This is a genomic window from Sulfurovum sp., from assembly GCF_015493435.1.
Taxonomy (GTDB): domain Bacteria; phylum Campylobacterota; class Campylobacteria; order Campylobacterales; family Sulfurovaceae; genus Sulfurovum.
Genome location: NZ_WGDD01000026.1, coordinates 23,504 through 44,217, shown reverse-complemented (window position 1 = coordinate 44,217; position 20,714 = coordinate 23,504). Strand labels below are relative to the sequence as shown.

Genomic DNA, 20,714 nt, shown 5'->3' with positions numbered 1-20,714 from the left:
GACCTATTTGGGTATAATCCCACCATTAATTTGGGAGATATTATAACACAATGCAATTTCAGATAGATAAAACCGACGGCAAAGCCAGAGCCTGTACGATCCAGACGGCCCACTCGACCATTCAAACCCCTGTTTTCATGCCTGTAGGAACGGTAGGTGCCGTCAAATCCCTTGATGCAACAGACCTTGCTACTTTCATCCGGCCGGAGATCATTCTTGCCAACACTTACCATATGTATATCCGTCCCGGTGACGAGGTTGTAGCCCAAATGGGCAAACTGCACGGTTTCACCCAATATCCCAAAAGTTTTCTGACCGATTCAGGCGGTTTTCAAGCCTTTTCCCTCTCAGACAATGTCAAGATCGATGAAGGCGGCATTACGTTCCGCAGCCATCTTGACGGAAGCAAACACTATTTTACACCCAAAAAGGTTATTGACATACAGCATAACCTCGGTTCCGATATTATGATGATCCTCGATGACCTTGTGGCCCTGCCAGCAACACAGGAGCGTATTAAGGCAAGCATAGAAAGGACGACACGCTGGGCCGAGGAGAGCATAGACTACTTTAGAACCAGACAGGCAGAGGGTGTAGGCGTGAAGCAAAATATTTTCGCCATCATCCAGGGCGGCACAGACAAAGCTTTCAGGGAGAAATCTGCCAAAGAACTTTGCAGGCTTGACTATGACGGCTTTGCTATCGGCGGGTTGAGTGTCGGAGAAGCCAATCAGGATATGTACGATACGGTAGCATGGACCACACAGTTCATGCCTGAAAACAAACCACGCTATCTCATGGGAGTAGGCACACCGGAAGACCTTGTGGAAAATGTCTCAAGGGGTGTCGATATGTTCGACTGTGTCATGCCGACAAGAAATGCAAGAAATGGTACACTCTTCACTTCTTTTGGGAAAGTGAACATCAAAAAAGCCGAATTCACGACCGATGCAGCCCCCATCGACCCCGAATGTAGCTGTATGGTCTGCCAGACCTATTCCCGCGCCTACCTGCGACATCTTTTCAGGTCCAGGGAGATTACCTACTTCAGACTTGCGACCATTCACAACCTGTATTACTATTTGAATTTGATGAAAGAGATGAGAGAAGCAATCCTCTCAAGGAAATTTGATACTTTCAAAGCAGAATTCTACAGAAAAAGAGGCAAATAGCGGTCTCGCTGCCGGCATTCACACTTTTTCTCTACAGACCGTTAACTGACTATTGTGAAAACTCTGTATACACATGAAACACTGTATTGAGATTGGTCATAGCAAAATAATCATCATTACAGCATTGCTCTGAATACATATTAAAATAAATATAATAATCATGCCCTGTTTCAGGTGTAAATGTCAATGCTCCAGAGCTATCATACGGATTTAAGGTTTCATGCGGATGATCCGTATCGGCATGTAAAGTTTTAGACTTCTCGTGAACTACAAATTTACTGCTGCTCTCATCCCATATACCGATCTTGACTCCGCTCCAGGCATCTCCTCCCCCTTCTCCACTAATGAAAGGGGCATAAGCTTCCATGTAAAAACCTGCATGATACTTGACACTCATCTTTATGGGGGCATCAGGGTTCTGCTTTCCTGTAAATTTGAAGTGCCCTTGCAGTTCCATACGGGCTTTACTCTCCGTATCTACAGATTTTTCATCTTGACTATGAATTGCTTTTACCACAATTGGCCAGTTATTGGCACCCCCTTTAGTATAGGAGTTGTAATTATCCTTTTTCGGCTTATATGTTGTCCACTTATCCGAAGACTGCTTATAGCGGTTATCAATACGATCTGTAAGCAGAGCAAAACCATAACTGATATCTCCGCTTTTATTGAGATCATAGTTAGTATCATATTGTTCAACTTTAACTGTTCCTATACTTGGTGCATCTAACTTTTCCGAAACAAAAATATCATAATTTCCATTCGGCACGGTTCCACAATCATACTCTACCACATTATATTCACTTGACGGTTTGACATTTCCATCTTTCCAGTAGTCATACGTCCGGCCTGTTACAGTATGGGTAGATGATTTACAGGCATAATCCCCAGTTTTGTTCATTGCTACATAAAGTATATCAGGTGCTTTTTTCATATCCATCGTACTGATATGGAACAGATGCAATCCGAATTTGCTATGATCTGTATTCGCTGAAATTAGACGATAGAACTCGGCCTGTTTGAGGATTGATACTGCTGAGTCAGAAAGAAACTGACCATAAAGCGGAGCATTTTCCAGGACAAGATTAACAGCATTGTATATAAAACTGTAACTGTTATCAAGGTTTGCAACTTCATCATACAATTCTGCCTCGACTCCATCTCCATTGTCATTGCTTTTTACAAAATCATTAAAATATATTTTTGCACTGCTGTTATTGTCCTGTGCTTTATAGGCTTCTATCACCAGGTTTACCCCTGCAAGCTGAGCATTCAACAAGGTAGAGGTAAAGTGTTCAAGACTTTTATATGCAACTTTTAGGTTTGGATCATTATAGGAAAGTTTCGTAAGCATGAGTTTTACATGATTTGACAAAATACCTACATTATTACCTTTGATTGCAAGAAAGATTCCATCAACATCCGGTCTGATCCCATTCGTTGGATCAAGAATTGTGTTTGCAAAATTTTTGATTTCTGTACGATTACCATCACCCGGCTTTTTATTTTCTGCCTTTTGCATTAAATCTCTCGATACACTGAAAATATCTGTTATAGGCTGTCTTGGCCAGTTCACAGATTCTTTTATATTATAATCTGTAAAATTAATCTGTTTCATCAAAGCAGTTATACCTTTTTCCAAAGAATGTATTTCAGACTGTATACCTCCAATCTTTTTTTCAATACTATCCAGTGTTTTCTGCTGCTGGATATTCCCGGAATCTCCCCAGCCAAGCAGGACAAGAAGGTTTCCCATTACATTTCCACCTACTGTTTTCAGCATACCGGCTGCCAGGTTTTCCAAAACAAAACTCACTGCAGAACCGGTAAAAGCAGCAGGTTCTGTTAGAGGTGGTTTTGAATTATTATTGTCAGGATTAATATTTGTATGAGATAAATTGCATCCATTCATTACTATAACCGATACAACAGCGGAAATTCCATATATCACAAATCTGTTCTTCTTCATTTTTCCTCCTTTAAAAGTACTTCTGTACAGGGTACTTTTTTAAGTATAATCATTTTCGTCTTCTACGAGCCTGATAATGAGGGGAGTTTTTCCAGGGAAAGAGATACATCATTTTTAAAGAGAGGAGGAATAAGACAGCAGCCAAAATAGCTGCTTTTAAGAAAACAGGAGCGATAATATTGTTATGCGAATTTTCTTTTCCAGTAGTTTACCCACGCCAGCTTTAGTCTGCTTCTGGGTACTCTGCTTAATCTTTTAGGCAGATTGTGTCTGAGGTTTCTTTCGAGGTTTTTACTCAACTTTTTCTTTTTCATGATAGCATTAAAACCACCTGCGCCCTGCTGGTGTGTACCGTAAATGGAAAAAGCGTTTACCTTAAGCCCGTTTCGTTTGAGACTGCGTATATTGTCTGCCATGATCGCTTCAAATATCCTGTCCTGATTTCTGGGCCGTTTCCATTTGCTGTAGGGAATATGAAGTTTTTTGGCATACGCCCTGGCTGTTTTCGGCATGATCTGGTAACGTCCGTAGGCGCCGCTTTTACGGTTTCTGGCATGGTAACTTCCGGTAGTTGATTCTATTTTGACAACTTTTTTAACGATCTTTTTCAGTGTAGCAGGACTCATGCCGGCAGTTTTGGCCAAATGCGCATTGGCCTGTGAAGCGGCTGTCGTTAGCAGGAAGACAGCTATAATAACATAAAGTCTATGTGTAAAGCGTATGGCCGAAAGTTTTGAAAGAAATGTGTTGTTATGGTCGTGCTCAGTGTTATACATTGGTACTCCGATGATAAGATCCTTTTTTTAATGTTAATATTATATTTTTTAATTGGGTTGTGAAAAACAATAGAGATAAAAAATATCAGAAAAAGGTGTTGAATGACACCCGACATTTTTTATTAGGAGAAATGATACACAAGATAAGTTAATCGCTGAATAACAGAATCTTAATAAAATTTTATAAAAACATTAGAAACAGCTTAAAAGCTATCTAACATAAGGTACTTTTGCAGAAGGTGTTTCTTTTGAGGTGTCTTTAAGATGGGTTTCCTGGTCATCAAAGAAAATATCTGCACCGAATGCCTTGACAACTTCATATTTTTGTACACCGCCCTGAAAAAAAGCTTCATCTACACGTACACCCCAGCCTTCGAGTGTACCAAGGACTCTTTCATGGGTAGAGAAATTCCTTGCGGTTATCAGAGCCGTACGGAGGGGAGAAGCTTCCATCGGAAAACGGTCCTGAATTTCTGAAATCATTTTGAGAAATTTGAAAAAGGGCCCTTTGCTCAAAGGATTTTTGGCATGGGAACGCTCATATGCTATAAAAGCTTCCAATCCCTTTTCCTGATATACCCGCTCACTCTCATCACCGAAGATCACAGCATCACCGTCAAAAGCGATCTTGACCATGTCTGATTCTTCTGTAGTAACGGGTGTATGCGGGATGATCGTTGCGGCAGCCACCCCTGACCGAATCGCTTCCTCCACGTCTGGAGTATGCACAGAAAGAAAAAGATCTACCTTGAATGCTTCAAGGTAACGTGCCACCGGAGTACCTGCGGTCCATCCTGTGCGTTCGATATCAAGGTCATAATGTTCAATGGAGCGCCCTATCCTCAAACCTGTTGCCGCATTGTTCCTCGAAAGGATGATCACTTCGATGAGTTTATTGTCAAATTTTTTATTGATCGCCAGAAGGTTTTGCACAAAACGGAAAGCGGAGCCTTTATCCAGAGGATCATTCAGATGGGAAAGCTGGTACTCGTAATAGGCTTCAAGGCCCTCTTTGTCAAAAATGGCATTCTCCTCTTCCAGGGAGAAAAGTGCCCGTGACGAAATAGCGATCACCAGTTTGTTCTGCAGATCATATGCCATACACTACTCTTTTTTGAAAGAAGTATAGCACAAACCCTGATGGTAAAAATAGTTTTGACACATATTTGACACAAATATTTGCTATAATATATAACAATTAATTTAAAAGGATGAGAAAATGAGTGTTGGAAATATTATTCTGCTTATTATTGTGGGGATCGGTGCATATCTTGTCACTATCTATAACAAACTGGTGTCACTCAGAGCCGGCATAGATGCCGCATGGTCAGACATCGATGTACAGCTTAAACGCCGCTACGACCTTATACCGGCGCTGGTAGATACGGTAAAAGGCTATAAAGAATATGAAGCCGATACACTGGAAAAAATCATCAAAGCACGGCAGGTCGGGCTGACAGCAGACTCGATGGATGAAAAAGCAGCCGCTGCCAATATGCTGTCCGGTGCGCTCGGAAAACTTTTTGCCCTCGCGGAAGCATATCCGGACCTTAAAGCCAATACCAATTTTCTTAAACTGCAGGATGAATTGAGCCAGTTGGAAAATGCCATTCAAAATGCAAGGCGTTACTACAATGCCATCGTCCGTGACTACAATGCAAAAATAGAATCATTCCCGGATCTGTTCATTGCACAAAAGTTCAATTTCACAAAACGTGATTATTTTGAACTCGAAGAGAGTGAAGCTGAAGCAGTGAAAAAAATGCCCAAAATAAACCTGTAAAAGCCATAGCCATGAAAAAAGTGCTCTTTGTACTATTTTTTGCAGGTTTTGCTACCCTGCTTTTTGCAGAGAAAATAGACCGTTACGATATCAATATTACCGTGGAACAAAGCGGTGAACTTTCCATTGTCGAAGCTATAATATATAACTTTGAAGGTGCTTCGAGACACGGTATTTTCAGAGATATCCCTTTTACCGTTAAAGTCAAAGGATACATCAAAGACCTTGGCATGAACCGTTTTTCGGTACAGATGGACGGCCGGCCGGTCAACTGGGAACAATCTGTCATCCATTCTGCACAGGCCGGCAGGCTCATACACCTTAAAATCGGTTCTGCCGCTGCATATGTCACAGGAAAACACCGTTACACCATCCGGTACCATGTCAGCAAAGGGGTACTGCCCGCTGCACAGGATGAAACTTCCGATGCGGTCCGGTGGAATATCATCGGTACCGGGTGGAACATCCCCCTAAAGAATATCACAGCAAATTTCTTTCTGCCTCCTTCCCTCAATCGTACCATGACAGCTGTTTCCACCTATACAGGATATTACGGCAGTCTTACGTCATCCCATGTCACCACACAATGGCTTTCCCCGCAGCACCTTCAAGTATATATCCCTGCATTGGGGCCGCATGAAGGGGCAACAGTCGAACTCGCCTACCCTGCCGATACCCTGGGCCAGAACGGACAGGAAAATGTGCAGGTAACACTGTGGGAACGGCTCCGGGACAACTGGTACTGGGGAGTCCTGATAGGCTTTTTGTTCTATTTTCAGAATGTACTCAAACGCTATAGCGGTTTTGAGGACAAGCGTTCCATCGCGGTACAGTATGAACCGCCCAAAGGGCTTAGTCTTTTACAGTCAGGGCTTCTGCTGGACAAATTTGCGGACAATGAAGATTTTGCTGCTGCGGTACTTGAACTGGGATATCTCGGATATCTTGAGATCGAACAGACAGGCAAACATACAGAACCTCTTCTCATTCGTACGGACAAACCCGCCAAAGGTTTGACACTGGACCAGCAGTACCTTCTGGAAAATATACTTTTTAAAGGCAAAAAAGCCTTTACCTTGAACAAAAGCTCCCAAAGCAGAGCCGAAGCACTGCAAAGCGGATTTGCAAAGATCAATACCGATCTGTATACATGGTCGGTTGCCAACGGCTATATGAGGGAAAACCCTGAACGTACCCGGAAAAACTTTATTGTGCGATCTATGCTCTTTCTTCTTCCTGTCATAGGTTTGATACTGTACTCGCTATGGCAAAAACTGGGGACAGATGCGATCTTTATGCTTATTTTCCCGATAGCCTTTGGTTCGGCCGGCTTCAGTATGATCTTGGCCAATAAGAATATTTTCAAAAAGCTCTATGGCCTTGTTTTTATCGCTGCAGGATTGCTCCCCGTATTGATGATGCAGGACAAAGGGGTCGATTTCAAAAGTCTTCTCTTCGGCCCGGTGGGGGTACTTCTCGTCATTGCCGGCGGTATGTTCTATGTGTACAGAAAGATCGGGAAATTTACCCAGAAAGGTGCCTATGCGCATACCCACCTGCTTGGTCTTAAAGAGTTTGTCATACGGGTCAAGGAAGATGAGATCAGAAGACGCCTCAAAGCGGATCCTCTTTACCTTGAAAAGATGCTGCCGTATGCCGTGCTTTTCAAAGCAGCAGACCACTGGCTTACATTCTATGACCTGCTTCAGGTCACTACGCCATACTGGTACCACGGGAACATCCATAACATAAACAGTTTCGGCAGCTATATGGATGAAGCGATCACCCCTCCGTCCACAAGCAGCAGCGGCGGTGGCGGTTTCTCAGGCGGAGGCGGCTTTTCAGGCGGCGGCGGCGGTGGCGGAGGAGGAGGTTCATGGTAGCCTTTGGACGGCTTGCATGTTATCTATGATTCCATCAATACGCCGCTCGGAATCTTCGCGTTTGGCAACCATGCCCACACCAATGTACTATCCTCTGTTTCTCCCTATTTTTGTCGCTGTAAGAAAAATATAGTATTTGCCCGTAAGGGTCACTCTATACTTTTTTTGCTGCAAATACTTCTTGCAGAACATCACATCATTGAAGAGCAGACTCATTTCACTCATCGCATAATTGGGGGCTTTGGCACCATAGAGCATTTCGCCTCCTGCCCACCGTGAGTTGGGAAAACCGAGTATCAGTGCAGAGTCTTCTTTATCCAAATATTCCTGAACCAGTTTCATAAAAAAAGGTTTGAAATTGATCTCCGGGCTTTGCAGGGTACCTATGCTGATAAGCAGATCAAAGTGTCCCAGCTGCAAATCGTCAAGTTTTGTGATATCTGCCGTAAAGAATGTTACATTCTCTTCAGGAAAACATTCCTTTGCATACGCTGTAGCCGTTGCACTGTGGTCTATCCCCGTAAAAGACTTGTTTTCATATTCATCAATATTTAACATTTTTCGTACCACACCAAACTCATCTCCGCGGTTCACACCCAGATCCAATATGCGCTGGCGTCCGCCTATGCCGGCATTCGTAAGCGCCTGAATATAATAGTAGAGAAAAGCCGGCTCTTCCATTTTCTGTAGGGCAAAAAAGTTTGATGCAACACCATACTTCTCTTCCCTGTCTCTGTCGGTATCATCATGGAAAGAATTGTGTGTTTCAAGCTTTCTAAAGGTCAAAGCCACAAGCGGATATTCCGCTTTTTCAGGCAGCATGATCCTGCATTTCAGCAGTTCCGCAAGATCTACCCAGGCTTTCAGTCCCCGGTAGATATATACAGTGCCTTCTATTTCCGCTGTTTGCCCTGCATATCCGTTTCCCAGATCAGGATCAAAAATATAAAAGGTCACGGTATCCGTTTCTTCAAGGCTTGTTTCCAGCCGGGGAATGATCTCCTGCATCGTCTCTGTCGTAAATATCATAAAAAGATTATAGCATGAATAGCTGCCGTTTATGAAAAGTACTATTTTCTGTCGAGAGGTTCGGAGAAGACTGTAGGGGACTTCTAATAATAGGTGATACCCTGTAGTTGCTGCGGTAATTTATTTACGGTATCATTCCACATCTACCAATATTACCGCACCAAAGGCAAGCAGTGAAAGAGAAATATGACCTTATCGTAATCGGTTCCGGTGCGGCAGGGATGATGGCTGCCATTACCGCAGCAAGAAACGGCAAAACAGTGCTTTTACTCGAAAAACTCTCCAAGATCGGGACCAAACTCAAAGCCACTGGCGGCGGCCGATGCAACCTGACCAACACCCTGGATAATGAAACTTTCATGGCGCGCTTCGGGCGTGACGGAAAATTCATGATGCCTGCACTCGAAGCATTCGACCATAAAGCACTCATAGCTTTTTTCAGAGAGATCGGCGTGGAGAGCCATGCACCTGACGGTTACAGGGTCTTTCCGGTGACACACAGCTCCTCAACCGTTATCAGTGCTATGGAAACAGAGATGCAGCGTTTGGGCATAGAAATACGCTGCTCACAAAAAGTGACAGAGCTTAGTTATACCGATTCACAGATCACCGGAGCAGAAACTTTGACAGATACGTTCAAGGCGGAACATGTTGTCGTCGCTACAGGAGGCAAAGGCTATCCGGTTCTGGGTGCAGAGGGTGACGGCTATGGTCTGGCTGAATCTGTCGGACACAAAGTCACGGAAGTGTTCCCTGCCATGATGCCGCTGAAGACTAAAGAGAAGTGGGTAGCGAACTGTACAGCTGACACCATTGCAAAGGTTGCCATCACAGTTAATATGAAAAAATATAAAAGACTGAAAGCCCAGGGAGATCTCATTTTTACCCGAAGCGGTATCAGGGGACCTGTAGTACTGGACTTTTCCAGGGAGATCACCCCGCTTTTAGGAAAATATGAGGAAGTGCCTGTCCTGATGAATCTGACCAAAGGGATGAATGAAGAACAGATACGCAGCCATATAAAAAAAGAATGGGCCAAAAACCCGCACAGGAATACTCTGGAAGTGGTCAGTACCCTGCTTCCGGAGTCGGTCAGCCGTGAACTCTGCCGTCTTGCAGAGGCTGACCCGGCTGTCAGTTTCGGAAAACTCGAAGGCCGGACAAGAGACAGGCTGATCAGCCTTCTTGCAGCCACTCCCCTGACCATCAACGGACACGACGGCTTCAAAATGGCGATGATCACACGGGGAGGCGTCAGTCTGAAAGAGATCGACCCCTATACCATGCAAAGCAGAAAAATAAAAGGACTTTACTTTTGCGGAGAGCTCATGAACCTTGACGGTCCCTGCGGAGGCTATAACCTGCAATGGTCCTTTGCCAGCGGATATACGGCAGGCTTATTGCTGGCCGAGGGGAAAATTTCATCCCCTCAATGACTTTCATTCAGTATTTTCGCCTCCTGCCACTTTGCATCGGCAAGAAGACGGCAGGTTTTAAGGGTTTCTGGATCAGCTTCTTCTGCTGTCCTGTAGCCGCTTTTGTGCAGGCAGTCCCGCATGGTGTCGGCTTTCAGCTTCTGCCCGATGTGGCTCAGCTCTTCTTTTCTGAATTTATCTTTTTCTACAGACAGAAACCAGACGGTACCCAGTACAATAATGGTGATCAATACTAAAAACTTCAACTTTTTATCCATAAAAAACCCTCTTCCTTGGTGATAGTTAAGAGAAACTATATCAAAAAGTTTTAGAAACAACAAGATGATTATATCAATATATCTTGATATATTAAGCTTATTTTACTATACTTCGTACAATACAACAAAAAATTCAAAGGTAAAAGATGGAAAATTTTCTCAATACTGTCGGTGCCGTCAACGATGCAACACGCGTGAAACTGCTGCACTTTATTGACATTAACAAGAAAGTATGTGTCTGTGATGTGGAAAACTCATTCAATATGATACAGTCAAGGGTTTCACGCCATTTGAAGATACTCAAAGATGCAGGCTTCCTGCGGGTTGAGCGTGAAGGAAGATGGGCTTACTACAGTATCAGAACCCCACTGGACAGTTTCAGGCAGACCATACTTGCAGAGATCGCCTGTCTTGGTCTTAACATCCCTGCACTTGAACACAAATGCAAAGGATGACCATGGAACTCATCCAAGCATTTTTAACCAATTTCTGGATCTTGACCAATGATATGGCAATTTACATACTCATAGGGGTACTTTTTGCCGGTGTTCTCAAGCAGTTGATCCCCGAAAACTTTGTCTCAAAGCATCTGGGCAAAGACAATTTCGGCTCTGTCGTGAAGTCATCACTCTTTGGTATTCCGCTGCCTCTGTGTTCCTGCAGCGTCATCCCTTTTGCAACCGGTCTTAAAAAAGAAGGGGCAAGCAGCGGATCAGTGTTGAGTTTTCTCATCTCTACACCCATTACAGGTGCAGACTCCATCTTGGCAACATACGGTTTCTTCGGATGGATCTTTACAATCTACCGTGTTGTCACTTCTTTGGTCATCGCAATGGTCGCCGGTATCTTGCAAAACTTTTGGGGACAGGTACCCGATACAGGGGAGGAGGAGACCTGTACTTCATGCGGCTGTACAGACACCTGCGGTACAGATACAGAGACCCAAAGCGGAGGATTCAGTGCGGTGAAGGCATTGAACTATGCACTCTTCGACATTTTCAGGGATTTTGCCAAACCGTTGTTCTGGGGACTGGTACTCGGGGCGCTCATCACGACCTTTATGCCAAAGGACATTATGCAGTATCTCGGTGACAATCTGCTGCTCACCTACCTGCTGATACTGTTCTTTTCCATGCCGCTCTATATTTGCGCGACAGCATCCCTGCCCATTGCTGCTTCACTCATTGCCAGCGGTCTCAGCGGCGGTGCAGCATTCATACTGCTTAGTGCCGGGCCGGCGACCAACAGCGTGACCATGGGTGTGGTCTATAAGGTACTGGGTAAAAAAGCACTCATCATTTACCTTGGTGTCATCGGTCTTTTCAGTCTGCTTTTCGGCTACATGTTCGATCTCTTCTTCCCAAATATTTTGAGTGCACAGCTGACAGAGCATCTTGAAGAGTTCGGCTTCATTGCACAGCTCTCTGCCGTGACCATGCTTGGACTGATGCTCTACTTTCTGCTTGAACCGCTCTTCAATAAAAAAACACATACAAAGGAAAATACTATGGCTACAACAACATTCACCCCCAACACAACGGCCCAAGAGAGCTGTTGTTCAGGGAACGACACAACACCAAGCTGCGACACTGCTCCGGCAGAGAAGGAAGCCAACAGCAAAAAGGTACTCGTACTCTGTACGGGAAACAGCTGCCGCTCTATCATTGCGGAAGCGATCATCAACAAGGAACTAGAAGGCATCGAGGCGTACAGTTCCGGTGTCGCACCCAGCGGAAGGGTCAACCCCTATGCCAAGAAAGTACTCGAAGCCCACGATGCCTGGGATGATGCCTATCATTCCAAAACACTTGATGAAGTGATGGAACATGACTTCAACCTCGTTGTAACGGTCTGCGACCATGCCAAAGAGACTTGCCCGATGTTCCCGAAACCTGTACCCAAGATCCATGCGGGATTTGAAGATCCGGACGGCAAAGGATATGACGCGTTTGAAAAGACGTACGAAGAGATACACACAACACTGCTTCCCCGCGTCAAAGCGATACTCAACGGCGAGGTGGAAAATCTGTCCGATGATGAGCGTATCTGCTACTGTATCGGCATAACCAAAGGAGAGATCGTCGCAGCGGTCAGGGCCGGTGCATCTACACTCGATGAAGTCAAAAAAGCAACAAAAGCATGCACGGGAAGCGACTGCAAACATACCAATCCGCTGAAACGCTGCTGTTCCAAAGAGATCAAAAAACTCATAGCACTGGAAAGTCCTGGAGCATCCATGAAAAAGAATGTATTTAAAACGCAGGAAGGCGTAAACATCGCTTTTACCGGCGCAGTCGCCAAACAGCAGATCGACATGATGGTCCAGAACTGCTCGACGGGGAAATGTGAATGTATGAGCGATGAGACCAAAGAGAAGATCAGCCATATCGAAGTGGAAGGCAAAGACGGGAATGTAGAGATGAAACTGACCGGAGATATTGATACAGCAGAGATAGAGGAAGCACTTGCAAAATCAAAAGTGTTGAACAAAAAATGATCCTGGCAGCAACACTCTTTCTGGTAACACTTCTTTTCATTATCTGGCAGCCAAAAGGACTTCAGATCGGTACAACCGCAGTCATCGGTGCCGCAGCGGCACTGCTTCTGGGTGTCGTAAGTCTGAATGACGTCTGGATCGTCACAGAGATCGTCTGGGATGCGACACTGGCATTCATCGGTATCATCCTGCTTTCGATGGTGCTTGACGAAATAGGCTTTTTTGAGTGGTGCGCCATCAAAATGGCATATCTTTCCAAAGGCAGCGGACATTTGATGTTCGTTTATGCTCTGCTCCTCGGAGCTTTTGTTTCGGCACTGTTTGCCAATGACGGCGCCGCACTTATTTTAACCCCTATTCTGCTTGCCAAAATGCGTATTTTAAAACTCAATACCAAGACGATCCTTGCTTTTCTGCTTGCCGGCGGGTTCATCAGTGACAGTGCGTCCCTGCCGTTTGTCTTCTCGAACCTGACCAACATCGTTACGGCAGACTATTTTCATATCGGATTCTGGGCTTATTTGAAACATATGTTCCTGCCGTTTATTGTGAGTGTTACAGCTTCCATCGCTATTTTGTGGCTGATATTGAGAAAAGATATTCCACAACAGATCGATATTTCCCTGCTGAAAGATCCTGACGAAGTACTCAAAAGCAAAACCCTTTTCATTTTCTCATGGTTCTTTCTGGCCCTCCTCCTTATCGGTTACTTTATCGGTGACCTTTACCATCTTCCGGTAAGCCTCTTTGCACTTGGCGGCGGCCTCATATTTCTCGGTATTGCTTCCTATACCAGACACGCCAAAGCCTGGCTCACCATCAAAACAGCTCCCTGGCAGGTCGTATGGTTCAGTATCGGGCTCTATATTGTCGTATACGGACTGAAGAATGCAGGCCTGACAGATTACATCGCACATGTACTGCAGAACCTCAGCCACAGAGGTGATGCTGTCGCCATTGTGGGTACCGGATTCCTCTCTGCATTCCTCTCTGCCATTATGAACAATATGCCGACCATCATGGTCATGGACATTGCTATTGACAAAATAGGATATGCCGGGAACGAAGTACTGGCCTATGCCAATATCATCGGCTGTAACCTGGGACCGAAAATGACACCGTTCGGTTCGCTCGCCACCCTGCTCTGGCTCCATGTCCTCAGCAAAAAGGGGGTCAAGATCGGTTTTTGGGAGTACAGCAAGTTCGGGCTCCTCGTCACACCGCCTGTACTTTTGATCGTATTGCTCTCCCTGGTCTGACAGATACGGGGACCGGTTTATTCCGGCCCCTCAGATATCGGCACACCGGCCGGGGAAGGAACATACAAACCAAATTCCGAACTGTCATCTTGCACAAAAACTATTATGGTAGAATTCCAACACTTTTTTACCTAAGGAATTCCATCTTGTTCGATATTCAGAAATATTCCAAACAGAACATTAAGAACGACATCCTTTCAGGTGCACTGGTTGCCGTAGCACTGGTACCTGAAGCAATCGCTTTTTCATTCATCGCCGGGGTTTCACCGATCGTCGGTCTTTATGCCGCATTCATCATCGGGGTCATCACGTCCCTTCTCGGCGGTAAACCCGGGATGATCTCCGGTGCAACAGGCTCCGTGGCAGTAGTCTTTGTTTCTCTCGGTGTATGGGTCAAACAGCACTACCCCGGTCTCGATACCGAAGCCCTCTCCATGACAGTACTGCACTACATTCTCATCACGTCGATCATTGCAGGGTTTATACAGGTTGCCATAGGGGTACTGAAGATGGGTAAATTCATCCGTCTCGTGCCGCAGCCCGCACTCTTTGGTTTCGTGAACGGTCTCGCCATTGTCATCGCACTGGCACAGCTTCCCTTCCTTGCACCGGCACATATAGCGCAGTACGCTTCCTGGTGGGAGATCGTCAAAGCGAGTTTTGCAGAGAATTACATTATGTACATCATTGTGGCCGTGACCATGCTGACGATGCAGTATCTTCCCCGGCTCAGCAAAGCAGTTCCTGCCGGACTGGTTGCCATTGTTGTCATCACACTGGTAGTTTATTTCGGCGGTATCGATACAAAAACGGTAGGTAGTATGGCAGACCTGTCCCATGTCTCTTTTCCCCATTTCACCTTGCCCGATCTCTCCATACTTTTCAACTGGGAATCACTCAAAGTGATCCTGCCTACGGCTGTCATTGTCGCACTTGTCGGACTCATAGAATCGCTGCTGACACTCTCCGTGCTTGACGAAATGGGCGGAAAAAGAGGCTCAGGGAACAAAGAGTGTGTTGCATTGGGCATCGGGAATGCCACATCAGGTCTCTTTGGAGGCATGGCAGGCTGCGCGATGATCGGACAGTCGATCATCAACTTCACATCCGGCGGCCTTGGGCGGCTTTCTTCTTTTACGGCTGCGACACTGCTCATTGTGCTTGTGGTCAGTTTTTCTGCCGTCATTTCAGCGATCCCTATTGCCGTACTGGTCGGTATCATGTTCATGGTGAGTATCGGAACATTTGAATTCTCTTCGATTAAGCGTATCAGACATATGCCAAAATCCGATGCTTTTGTACTGGTTGTAGTGACCGTTATTACCATTTTCTTCGATCTTGCCGTAGCGGTCATTGCAGGTATCATTATCTCTGCACTTGTCTTTGCATGGGAGCACGCCAAGATCTTCTCTCATACCAGGATGGAGGGCAACAAGAAGATTTATGAACTTGACGGTCCCCTCTTTTTTGCCTCGGTCACCTCGTTCAATGAACAGTTCGATGTAGAAAACGACCCCACTGAAGTGGTCATCGACTTTAAAAAAGCAAGGGTGATGGACAGCTCCGGTGCCGAAGCCATCGACGCACTGACAGAAAAGTACAAAAAAGCAGGAAAAAAACTGACGCTCAGACACCTTTCGGAAGACTGTAAAAAAACACTGAAAGCCGCAGGGCCTTTCTGTACCTATGAAGAGGATGACCCGACCTACAAGGTCGCACACGACGTATAAACTATACCTTTTTAGCGTATTCACTTTTCATTTATTATGTATTTCATTTTTATGTTACTATATAAAAAACAATTATGTTTATAGGAGCTAAAAATGAAAAATCTCTATATCCTTCTTCCCTTTTTGGCAAGCTCTTTGCTGATGGGCAGCAAAAGCATTGAAAGCACCGGTGTCATGGTCACCATGACCACATCTGACAAAAAGCAGGTCCACTATGTGGTAGAACGCAATATACCTGCTGTATGCAAAAAGATCCCCATCAACAATGAAATGCTCTGGACAGGGAATTTTGCCAATCCCAAAGTACCCGAAGCCTGTAAATCCACGTATGTACACACCAAAGGAAAACTGCAGCCCATGCACCTTGATGCAGACCTTGAAACCTATGGTGAACTTGAAGTACTCGTATTCCTGAAAGAGATGCAGAGAAATAAAGATCTGCTGCTCATAGACAGCCGTAAAGCATCATGGTACAAGTACATGACCATACCCGGTGCAATCAACATGCCTTTTGTCTATTTTAAATACCATGACGATTACGAATTTCATTTTGAGTATGCACTGAAGTTTCTTGGTGTGACCAAAGACAGTGACGGAGAATATGATTTTGAGCAAGCAAAGACGCTGCTGCTTTTCTGTAACGGCCCCTGGTGCAGCCAGTCCCCTTCCATGATAAGCGCACTGCTTGAAATCGGCTATCCTGCCGAAAAGCTGAAATGGTATCGCGGGGGCATGCAGGACTGGCTCGGTGCGGGAATGACCTCTACACGAAAGTAGAGGCCATACGGAAGCATATTTATTCTTCTACGATCACTCTTGCATCAAGCGGCTGAACAGGTCTGTTGTTCGGGTGGTGCATCACATGCTGGAACTGCTCGACCTGTTCTTTTGAAACGGTCAAAGGCTTTTCAAGGACAAACCATCTTACACCCTCGGTGCACGGCGGTGTTGTCAGTGAGCCGTTGAATCTGTAGTAATGCTGCTTGTCCGGGATAAGATCTGCTGCAATATCTTTTACTTTGAGTGCATGCTTTTCTCCTGCTTTTTTCGGCATCACTTTCCATATTTTGGCAAGATCCCTATTCGCTGCACCTTCCTTGAACATAACAGCGACAACCGCAATATTTCCGTCTTTGTCAAGATGGACAAAATGGGCTTCAAGCGGAAATGATTTGCCGTTGATGTGATTTTCACTCGGCGAATGGAAGTGAAACTGTTTGAGTTCGAATGTTTTGCCATCAACCACAAGTGTGTCTCCGGGATTGACATTGACCTGGATAGTATGGCCGTTATTTACCACCTCATTGGAGCCCTGCCTGTACGCAAGATTGAGCGGAGCATGTTTCGGGTCTGTGACGGAATGTGTAATATTGATGGGAGACTGGTTCAGCCCGTCACTGCATGCATGGTATTTTTCGGAGAGATGCCCCCATGTTTCGGGGGTATTGTGCCCTGTGTATCCCCAGTGGGATCCACCGGATTCATTTGCCTGTACCGCCGAACACATCAGTGCTGCCGCGGCAAAGAGGGAAAGTGTTTTTTTCATGCTTTGTCCTTTATGTTGGGTATACTGACAGTATAGAAGACGATGACTTTAAAAGTACCGAAAAGGACGGGGAAAGTGCTAAAAAAATGCATATCATTTGAAATAGCAGCAACATCATCAAAACAATTGCAGCCAATGATACATCATCTAAATGAAAAACATCACCGCAAGAAGAAGCACAAAAGGAAGCAGTGCCCAGGCATACTGTATCTTCTGTGTTTTTACCGCTTTGTAAATGCCCCAGAAGAAAAGTCCAATGATCAGCAGCAGTCCGCCCAGTGCGACCGGCGGAGAGATAAGCAGTTTCTCTCCGGCACAGGCATACAGTGTACCGAGCAGCATAAGGGAAAAAAGCCTGATCATTTTTTCAGGTCCTCCTGATTGAGCCTGTCCACCATTTTGATACTGTCAAGCGCATTGAGCAAAATCTGTTTGGCAGAAGCCAAAGGTTTCATACGCAAATTGGTATTTTGCTTGTCGATGGTCTCATCCGTCACAAGAACCATGACTTCTTTCTCAAGTTCTGTGATGATCTCATTGATCTTCTGTTCTATCAATTCAATATTCATACTGACTCTCTTCTATTTGGTTTTGGGTCTGAAGATACGGATCACTGCTTCGTCGGCTTCCATATAGTGCCCTCCGATCAGATCGATGCAGTAGGGAACCGCGGGGAAGACAGCATCGAGACATTCACGGATGGACTTCGGTTTTCCCGGAAGATTGATGATCAGGGAATTGTTGCAGATACCCGCCGTCTGACGCGAGAGAATGGCCGTAGGCACATACTGAAGGCTCACTGCCCGCATTTGTTCGCCAAAGCCCGGAAGCAGTTTCTGGCAGACATTTTCAGTTGCTTCCGTGGTGACATCCCGCGGTGCCGGCCCCGTACCGCCGGTGGTAACAATGAGGTCGCACTGCCTGTCACGCGAGAGTTCTATGAGTGTCGTTTCGATGAGACTCTGTTCGTCAGGGATACAACGGTATTCATACTCACAGTCATTCAGCAGATATTCGTTTACCGTGTCCATAATGGCTACTCCCGAAATATCTTCATAGATTCCCTGGGAAGCTCTGTCACTCGTAGTTACTACGCCGATTTTTATCTTGTCCATGTGTCATTGGTCCTGTCGTAAAATTTTGGGATACTATAGCTTAAAAATCATTAATATTACCGGGTTTACTACATTATCCTGAGTAAAATACGGAATACATGTACAGAGATTTATCCTATTTTCGCAAGCACTTTATCTAAAACAGACGTACTCACTGCCCGCTTCAGATACCCAAGCAGATAGGTTGCTTTGGTAATGTAGTAACGCGGTTTCGGTCTCTCGGCCAGTATGATCCTGTGTACAACCCTCGCAACAGAAACAGCCTCTTCATTAAAAGGTACCGCCTTTTGCCTGCCTTCCATATGCTGTCTGTACATTTCGGAAAATACAGAGTGCCCGATATCTACATTTTCCCGAAGTTTCTTCACAGCCGTTTGCCGAAAATGGCTGCTGACAGGACCTGTATTGAGCAGTACAGGGTAAATACCGGTATGCTTCAGTTCCAGACGCAAAGTATCTGTCAAGCCTTCTATGGCATATTTGCTGGCATTATAGGCACCGCGCCCGGAAAGAGAAACAAGCCCAAGCACAGAAGAATGCTGTATGATCTTTCCATACCCCTGTGCACGCATGACAGGGATGATCTGCCGTGTACATTCATGCAGTCCAAAAAGATTGGTTTCGAACTGTGCACGCAGTACATCGGTACGAATGTCCTCAACAGCACCGGGCTGTCCGTAACCGGCATTGTTGAACCAGACATCGATCTTTCCTTCTTTTTCAACGGCTGCCGCGATCACCGCCGCGATCTGCTCCGGCCTGGTCACATCAAGCTGCATGGCATGCTCAAACCCCAGGGCATGCAGCATTGCAACATCTCTGGGGTCTCTTGCTGTAGGGTAGACGGTAACAAATCTGTCTTTCAGGTATTTCGCTGTTTCAAGCCCTATACCTGTACTGCATCCGGTAATAACAATGTTTGGCATGTTTGCTTCCTTGGTTTTCTGCTACTATTTTAGCTTAGCTTTTCTGACACTTCTGTTTCGGGATTCGGGAGAGGAGGATTTCAGCGTAACGATTCAAGCTTTTATGTTACAATACTTCCATGATTGAAACTTTACGGAACAATGACTTTTCTCTGGTACTCTCCGGCGGCGGTGCACTTGGTATTTCACATCTCGGTGTACTGCATGACCTTGAAAAAGAAACCCTCATTCCCGGCGAGATCATAGGTACAAGTATGGGAGGCATTGTGGGTGCCTGCGTGGCCATTGGCATGAAAGAAGCCGAGATTTATGACAATATCAAAAAATTCAGCAATCTGTTCAACTGGATGAAATTTTCTCTCTCAGGAAATGCCATGATCGACAATCAAAAGATCGCACGGATCTTTGAAACACTGTTTGGCACAAGAAAAATGCATGAGACAGATATCCCGCTCAAACTCATAGCCACCAACCTGCGTAACGGACACAAACGTGTTTTCAGCGCAAAAGACAACATACCGATAAAAGATGCCATTCTCTGTACGATGGCCATTCCCGGCATTTTTGAAGAACATGTGGTAGAGGGAGAAACCTATGGTGACGGCTTTTTATGTGAAAACCTCGGCGTAAACGAAAGCGACCTGGACCTGATCCTCGCCGTGGATGTGCTGGGCGAGCGTTCCTTTGACAAAGAAATGCCGGACAACTTCTTTAAAACAGCCAACATGATGGAAATGTTCGAGAAGTCTGTCCGTCTGCTTATTTACAACCAGAGCAAATCCCATATAGCCTGTTCCCAAAAAGATATTTTGCTTTTGGAACCTGAAACAGTAGGCTACAAAACGTTTTATTTCCACAAGTACGAAGCCATACGCAAACTGGGTCTGGGGCTGCTGCAATGAAAAACTATTATTCCAAATTTCTTGTTGCCTTGCAGTTCGGTACGATCGGCATAATGCTGCTGCTTGCACACTACCGTTTTACATTTGCGGCCGCAACGGTCTTTTTTGCCGGTGTTATTACGGGGATCTGGGCACTGACACATAACAAGCTGGGCAATTTCAACATTGAACCGGAGCTGAAAGAGAACTGCCGGCTCGTCACCACCGGCATCTACCGGTGGATACGCCATCCCATGTATGCTTCGGTAACACTGATGATGCTGGCCATTGTACTGACAGATCCCGGTGCCTTTATCCTCTGGTATTTATGGCTTTTTCTGATCGTTGTACTGCTGCTTAAGGCTAAAAGAGAAGAATCGCTGTGGCTTTCCCACGATCCGTGTTATCTGGACTACCGCCAGAACACCAAATATTTCATTCCATATATTTTATAA

General features: G+C 45.4%; 21 protein-coding genes and 2 pseudogenes. 13 read left to right on the top strand and 10 right to left on the bottom strand.

Going from position 1 to position 20,714, the window contains the following annotated elements; translation table 11 throughout:
- Positions 1-50: 50 nt before the first annotated feature.
- A complete protein-coding gene (gene tgt, locus F8L24_RS04255) occupies positions 51-1,172 on the top strand; it encodes a tRNA guanosine(34) transglycosylase Tgt (protein WP_294952211.1) in 1,122 nt (373 codons plus the stop codon).
- A 49-nt stretch (positions 1,173-1,221) separates the two neighbouring features.
- On the opposite strand, the gene F8L24_RS04250 is transcribed toward tgt, so the two are convergent.
- The 3 genes from F8L24_RS04250 to F8L24_RS04240 form a co-directional block, all read right to left on the bottom strand.
- Complete coding sequence (locus F8L24_RS04250; RefSeq protein WP_294952208.1) at positions 1,222-3,141, bottom strand: hypothetical protein; 1,920 nt, start codon at positions 3,139-3,141, stop codon at positions 1,222-1,224.
- A gap of 182 nt (positions 3,142-3,323) precedes the next feature.
- On the bottom strand, positions 3,324-3,917 hold the full coding sequence (locus F8L24_RS04245) for a transglycosylase SLT domain-containing protein (RefSeq protein WP_294952206.1): 594 nt from the start codon (positions 3,915-3,917) through the stop codon (positions 3,324-3,326).
- Positions 3,918-4,127: 210 nt separating this feature from the next.
- Positions 4,128-5,018, bottom strand: coding sequence for a 5'-nucleotidase (locus tag F8L24_RS04240; RefSeq protein WP_294952204.1), 891 nt, complete (start codon positions 5,016-5,018; stop codon positions 4,128-4,130).
- A gap of 118 nt (positions 5,019-5,136) precedes the next feature.
- Here F8L24_RS04240 and F8L24_RS04235 point away from each other — a divergent pair, with 118 nt between their 5' ends.
- Both F8L24_RS04235 and F8L24_RS04230 read left to right on the top strand, forming a co-directional pair.
- A complete protein-coding gene (locus F8L24_RS04235) occupies positions 5,137-5,700 on the top strand; it encodes a LemA family protein (RefSeq protein WP_294952201.1) in 564 nt (187 codons plus the stop codon).
- A gap of 11 nt (positions 5,701-5,711) precedes the next feature.
- The gene (locus F8L24_RS04230; RefSeq protein WP_294952199.1) at positions 5,712-7,583 is read left to right on the top strand and encodes a DUF2207 domain-containing protein; all 1,872 of its coding nucleotides are present in this window, start codon (positions 5,712-5,714) and stop codon (positions 7,581-7,583) included.
- An 87-nt stretch (positions 7,584-7,670) separates the two neighbouring features.
- Here the strand turns inward: F8L24_RS04230 and F8L24_RS04225 are convergent, their stop codons facing one another.
- Positions 7,671-8,612: a class I SAM-dependent methyltransferase gene (locus F8L24_RS04225; RefSeq protein ID WP_294952197.1), complete on the bottom strand. Its 942-nt coding sequence runs from the start codon at positions 8,610-8,612 to the stop codon at positions 7,671-7,673.
- Between the two features lie 173 nt (positions 8,613-8,785).
- On the opposite strand from F8L24_RS04225, the gene F8L24_RS04220 reads away from it, so the two are divergent.
- The gene (locus F8L24_RS04220) at positions 8,786-10,048 is read left to right on the top strand and encodes an NAD(P)/FAD-dependent oxidoreductase (RefSeq protein ID WP_294952194.1); all 1,263 of its coding nucleotides are present in this window, start codon (positions 8,786-8,788) and stop codon (positions 10,046-10,048) included.
- Here F8L24_RS04220 and F8L24_RS04215 read toward each other — a convergent pair.
- Positions 10,042-10,305 (bottom strand): hypothetical protein, encoded by a 264-nt coding sequence (locus F8L24_RS04215; protein WP_294952191.1) that lies wholly within the window; start codon positions 10,303-10,305, stop codon positions 10,042-10,044. The two genes, F8L24_RS04220 and F8L24_RS04215, sit on opposite strands and share 7 nt — an antisense overlap.
- 146 nt (positions 10,306-10,451) lie before the next feature.
- Between F8L24_RS04215 and F8L24_RS04210 the strand changes: the two genes are divergently transcribed.
- The 7 genes and pseudogenes from F8L24_RS04210 to F8L24_RS04180 all read left to right on the top strand — a co-directional run bounded on the left by F8L24_RS04210 (position 10,452) and on the right by F8L24_RS04180 (position 16,568).
- Positions 10,452-10,760 (top strand): metalloregulator ArsR/SmtB family transcription factor, encoded by a 309-nt coding sequence (locus tag F8L24_RS04210; RefSeq protein ID WP_294952187.1) that lies wholly within the window; start codon positions 10,452-10,454, stop codon positions 10,758-10,760.
- Positions 10,748-11,749 (top strand): annotated as a pseudogene (locus F8L24_RS04205) (SO_0444 family Cu/Zn efflux transporter); the annotation flags it as partial. The gene F8L24_RS04210 and the pseudogene F8L24_RS04205, both read left to right, overlap by 13 nt.
- 171 nt (positions 11,750-11,920) lie before the next feature.
- Positions 11,921-12,304, top strand: a pseudogene (locus F8L24_RS04200) (arsenate reductase ArsC); the annotation flags it as partial.
- An 18-nt stretch (positions 12,305-12,322) separates the two neighbouring features.
- The gene (locus tag F8L24_RS04195) at positions 12,323-12,802 is read left to right on the top strand and encodes a (2Fe-2S)-binding protein (RefSeq protein WP_294952294.1); all 480 of its coding nucleotides are present in this window, start codon (positions 12,323-12,325) and stop codon (positions 12,800-12,802) included.
- Complete coding sequence (locus tag F8L24_RS04190) at positions 12,799-14,061, top strand: arsenic transporter (protein WP_294952184.1); 1,263 nt, start codon at positions 12,799-12,801, stop codon at positions 14,059-14,061. The genes F8L24_RS04195 and F8L24_RS04190 overlap by 4 nt, the downstream gene beginning before the upstream one ends.
- Positions 14,062-14,207: 146 nt before the next feature.
- Positions 14,208-15,791, top strand: a complete 1,584-nt coding sequence (locus tag F8L24_RS04185) for a SulP family inorganic anion transporter (RefSeq protein WP_294952181.1) — start codon at positions 14,208-14,210, stop codon at positions 15,789-15,791.
- Between the two features lie 93 nt (positions 15,792-15,884).
- Positions 15,885-16,568 (top strand): rhodanese-like domain-containing protein, encoded by a 684-nt coding sequence (locus F8L24_RS04180; RefSeq protein ID WP_294952178.1) that lies wholly within the window; start codon positions 15,885-15,887, stop codon positions 16,566-16,568.
- Positions 16,569-16,587: 19 nt separating this feature from the next.
- Here F8L24_RS04180 and F8L24_RS04175 read toward each other — a convergent pair whose 3' ends face one another.
- The 5 genes from F8L24_RS04175 to F8L24_RS04155 all read right to left on the bottom strand — a co-directional run bounded on the left by F8L24_RS04175 (position 16,588) and on the right by F8L24_RS04155 (position 19,378).
- Positions 16,588-17,337, bottom strand: coding sequence for a carbonic anhydrase family protein (locus tag F8L24_RS04175; protein ID WP_294952175.1), 750 nt, complete (start codon positions 17,335-17,337; stop codon positions 16,588-16,590).
- Between the two features lie 147 nt (positions 17,338-17,484).
- Entirely contained in the window at positions 17,485-17,700 is a 216-nt protein-coding gene (locus F8L24_RS04170) for a hypothetical protein (protein WP_294952172.1), read from the bottom strand.
- Positions 17,697-17,906, bottom strand: a complete 210-nt coding sequence (locus F8L24_RS04165) for a hypothetical protein (protein ID WP_294952169.1) — start codon at positions 17,904-17,906, stop codon at positions 17,697-17,699. Before F8L24_RS04165 ends, F8L24_RS04170 begins: the two co-directional genes overlap by 4 nt.
- Before the next feature lie 12 nt (positions 17,907-17,918).
- Complete coding sequence (mog, locus tag F8L24_RS04160; RefSeq protein ID WP_294952166.1) at positions 17,919-18,452, bottom strand: molybdopterin adenylyltransferase; 534 nt, start codon at positions 18,450-18,452, stop codon at positions 17,919-17,921.
- A gap of 110 nt (positions 18,453-18,562) precedes the next feature.
- Positions 18,563-19,378, bottom strand: a complete 816-nt coding sequence (locus F8L24_RS04155) for an SDR family NAD(P)-dependent oxidoreductase (RefSeq protein WP_294952163.1) — start codon at positions 19,376-19,378, stop codon at positions 18,563-18,565.
- A 119-nt stretch (positions 19,379-19,497) separates the two neighbouring features.
- On the opposite strand from F8L24_RS04155, the gene F8L24_RS04150 reads away from it, so the two are divergent.
- Both F8L24_RS04150 and F8L24_RS04145 read left to right on the top strand, forming a co-directional pair.
- A complete protein-coding gene (locus tag F8L24_RS04150) occupies positions 19,498-20,280 on the top strand; it encodes a patatin-like phospholipase family protein (protein ID WP_294952161.1) in 783 nt (260 codons plus the stop codon).
- On the top strand, positions 20,277-20,714 hold the full coding sequence (locus tag F8L24_RS04145) for an isoprenylcysteine carboxylmethyltransferase family protein (RefSeq protein WP_294952158.1): 438 nt from the start codon (positions 20,277-20,279) through the stop codon (positions 20,712-20,714). Before F8L24_RS04150 ends, F8L24_RS04145 begins: the two co-directional genes overlap by 4 nt.

Coding starts and splice junctions, on each gene's coding strand:
- tgt (WP_294952211.1), top strand. CDS start 51: ATGCAATTTCAGATAGATAAAACCGACGGCAAAGCCAGAGCCTGTACG.
- F8L24_RS04250 (WP_294952208.1), bottom strand. CDS start 3,141: ATGAAGAAGAACAGATTTGTGATATATGGAATTTCCGCTGTTGTATCG.
- F8L24_RS04245 (WP_294952206.1), bottom strand. CDS start 3,917: ATGTATAACACTGAGCACGACCATAACAACACATTTCTTTCAAAACTT.
- F8L24_RS04240 (WP_294952204.1), bottom strand. CDS start 5,018: ATGGCATATGATCTGCAGAACAAACTGGTGATCGCTATTTCGTCACGG.
- F8L24_RS04235 (WP_294952201.1), top strand. CDS start 5,137: ATGAGTGTTGGAAATATTATTCTGCTTATTATTGTGGGGATCGGTGCA.
- F8L24_RS04230 (WP_294952199.1), top strand. CDS start 5,712: ATGAAAAAAGTGCTCTTTGTACTATTTTTTGCAGGTTTTGCTACCCTG.
- F8L24_RS04225 (WP_294952197.1), bottom strand. CDS start 8,612: ATGATATTTACGACAGAGACGATGCAGGAGATCATTCCCCGGCTGGAA.
- F8L24_RS04215 (WP_294952191.1), bottom strand. CDS start 10,305: ATGGATAAAAAGTTGAAGTTTTTAGTATTGATCACCATTATTGTACTG.
- F8L24_RS04210 (WP_294952187.1), top strand. CDS start 10,452: ATGGAAAATTTTCTCAATACTGTCGGTGCCGTCAACGATGCAACACGC.
- F8L24_RS04190 (WP_294952184.1), top strand. CDS start 12,799: ATGATCCTGGCAGCAACACTCTTTCTGGTAACACTTCTTTTCATTATC.
- F8L24_RS04180 (WP_294952178.1), top strand. CDS start 15,885: ATGAAAAATCTCTATATCCTTCTTCCCTTTTTGGCAAGCTCTTTGCTG.
- F8L24_RS04175 (WP_294952175.1), bottom strand. CDS start 17,337: ATGAAAAAAACACTTTCCCTCTTTGCCGCGGCAGCACTGATGTGTTCG.
- F8L24_RS04170 (WP_294952172.1), bottom strand. CDS start 17,700: ATGATCAGGCTTTTTTCCCTTATGCTGCTCGGTACACTGTATGCCTGT.
- F8L24_RS04165 (WP_294952169.1), bottom strand. CDS start 17,906: ATGAATATTGAATTGATAGAACAGAAGATCAATGAGATCATCACAGAA.
- mog (WP_294952166.1), bottom strand. CDS start 18,452: ATGGACAAGATAAAAATCGGCGTAGTAACTACGAGTGACAGAGCTTCC.
- F8L24_RS04155 (WP_294952163.1), bottom strand. CDS start 19,378: ATGCCAAACATTGTTATTACCGGATGCAGTACAGGTATAGGGCTTGAA.
- F8L24_RS04150 (WP_294952161.1), top strand. CDS start 19,498: ATGATTGAAACTTTACGGAACAATGACTTTTCTCTGGTACTCTCCGGC.
- F8L24_RS04145 (WP_294952158.1), top strand. CDS start 20,277: ATGAAAAACTATTATTCCAAATTTCTTGTTGCCTTGCAGTTCGGTACG.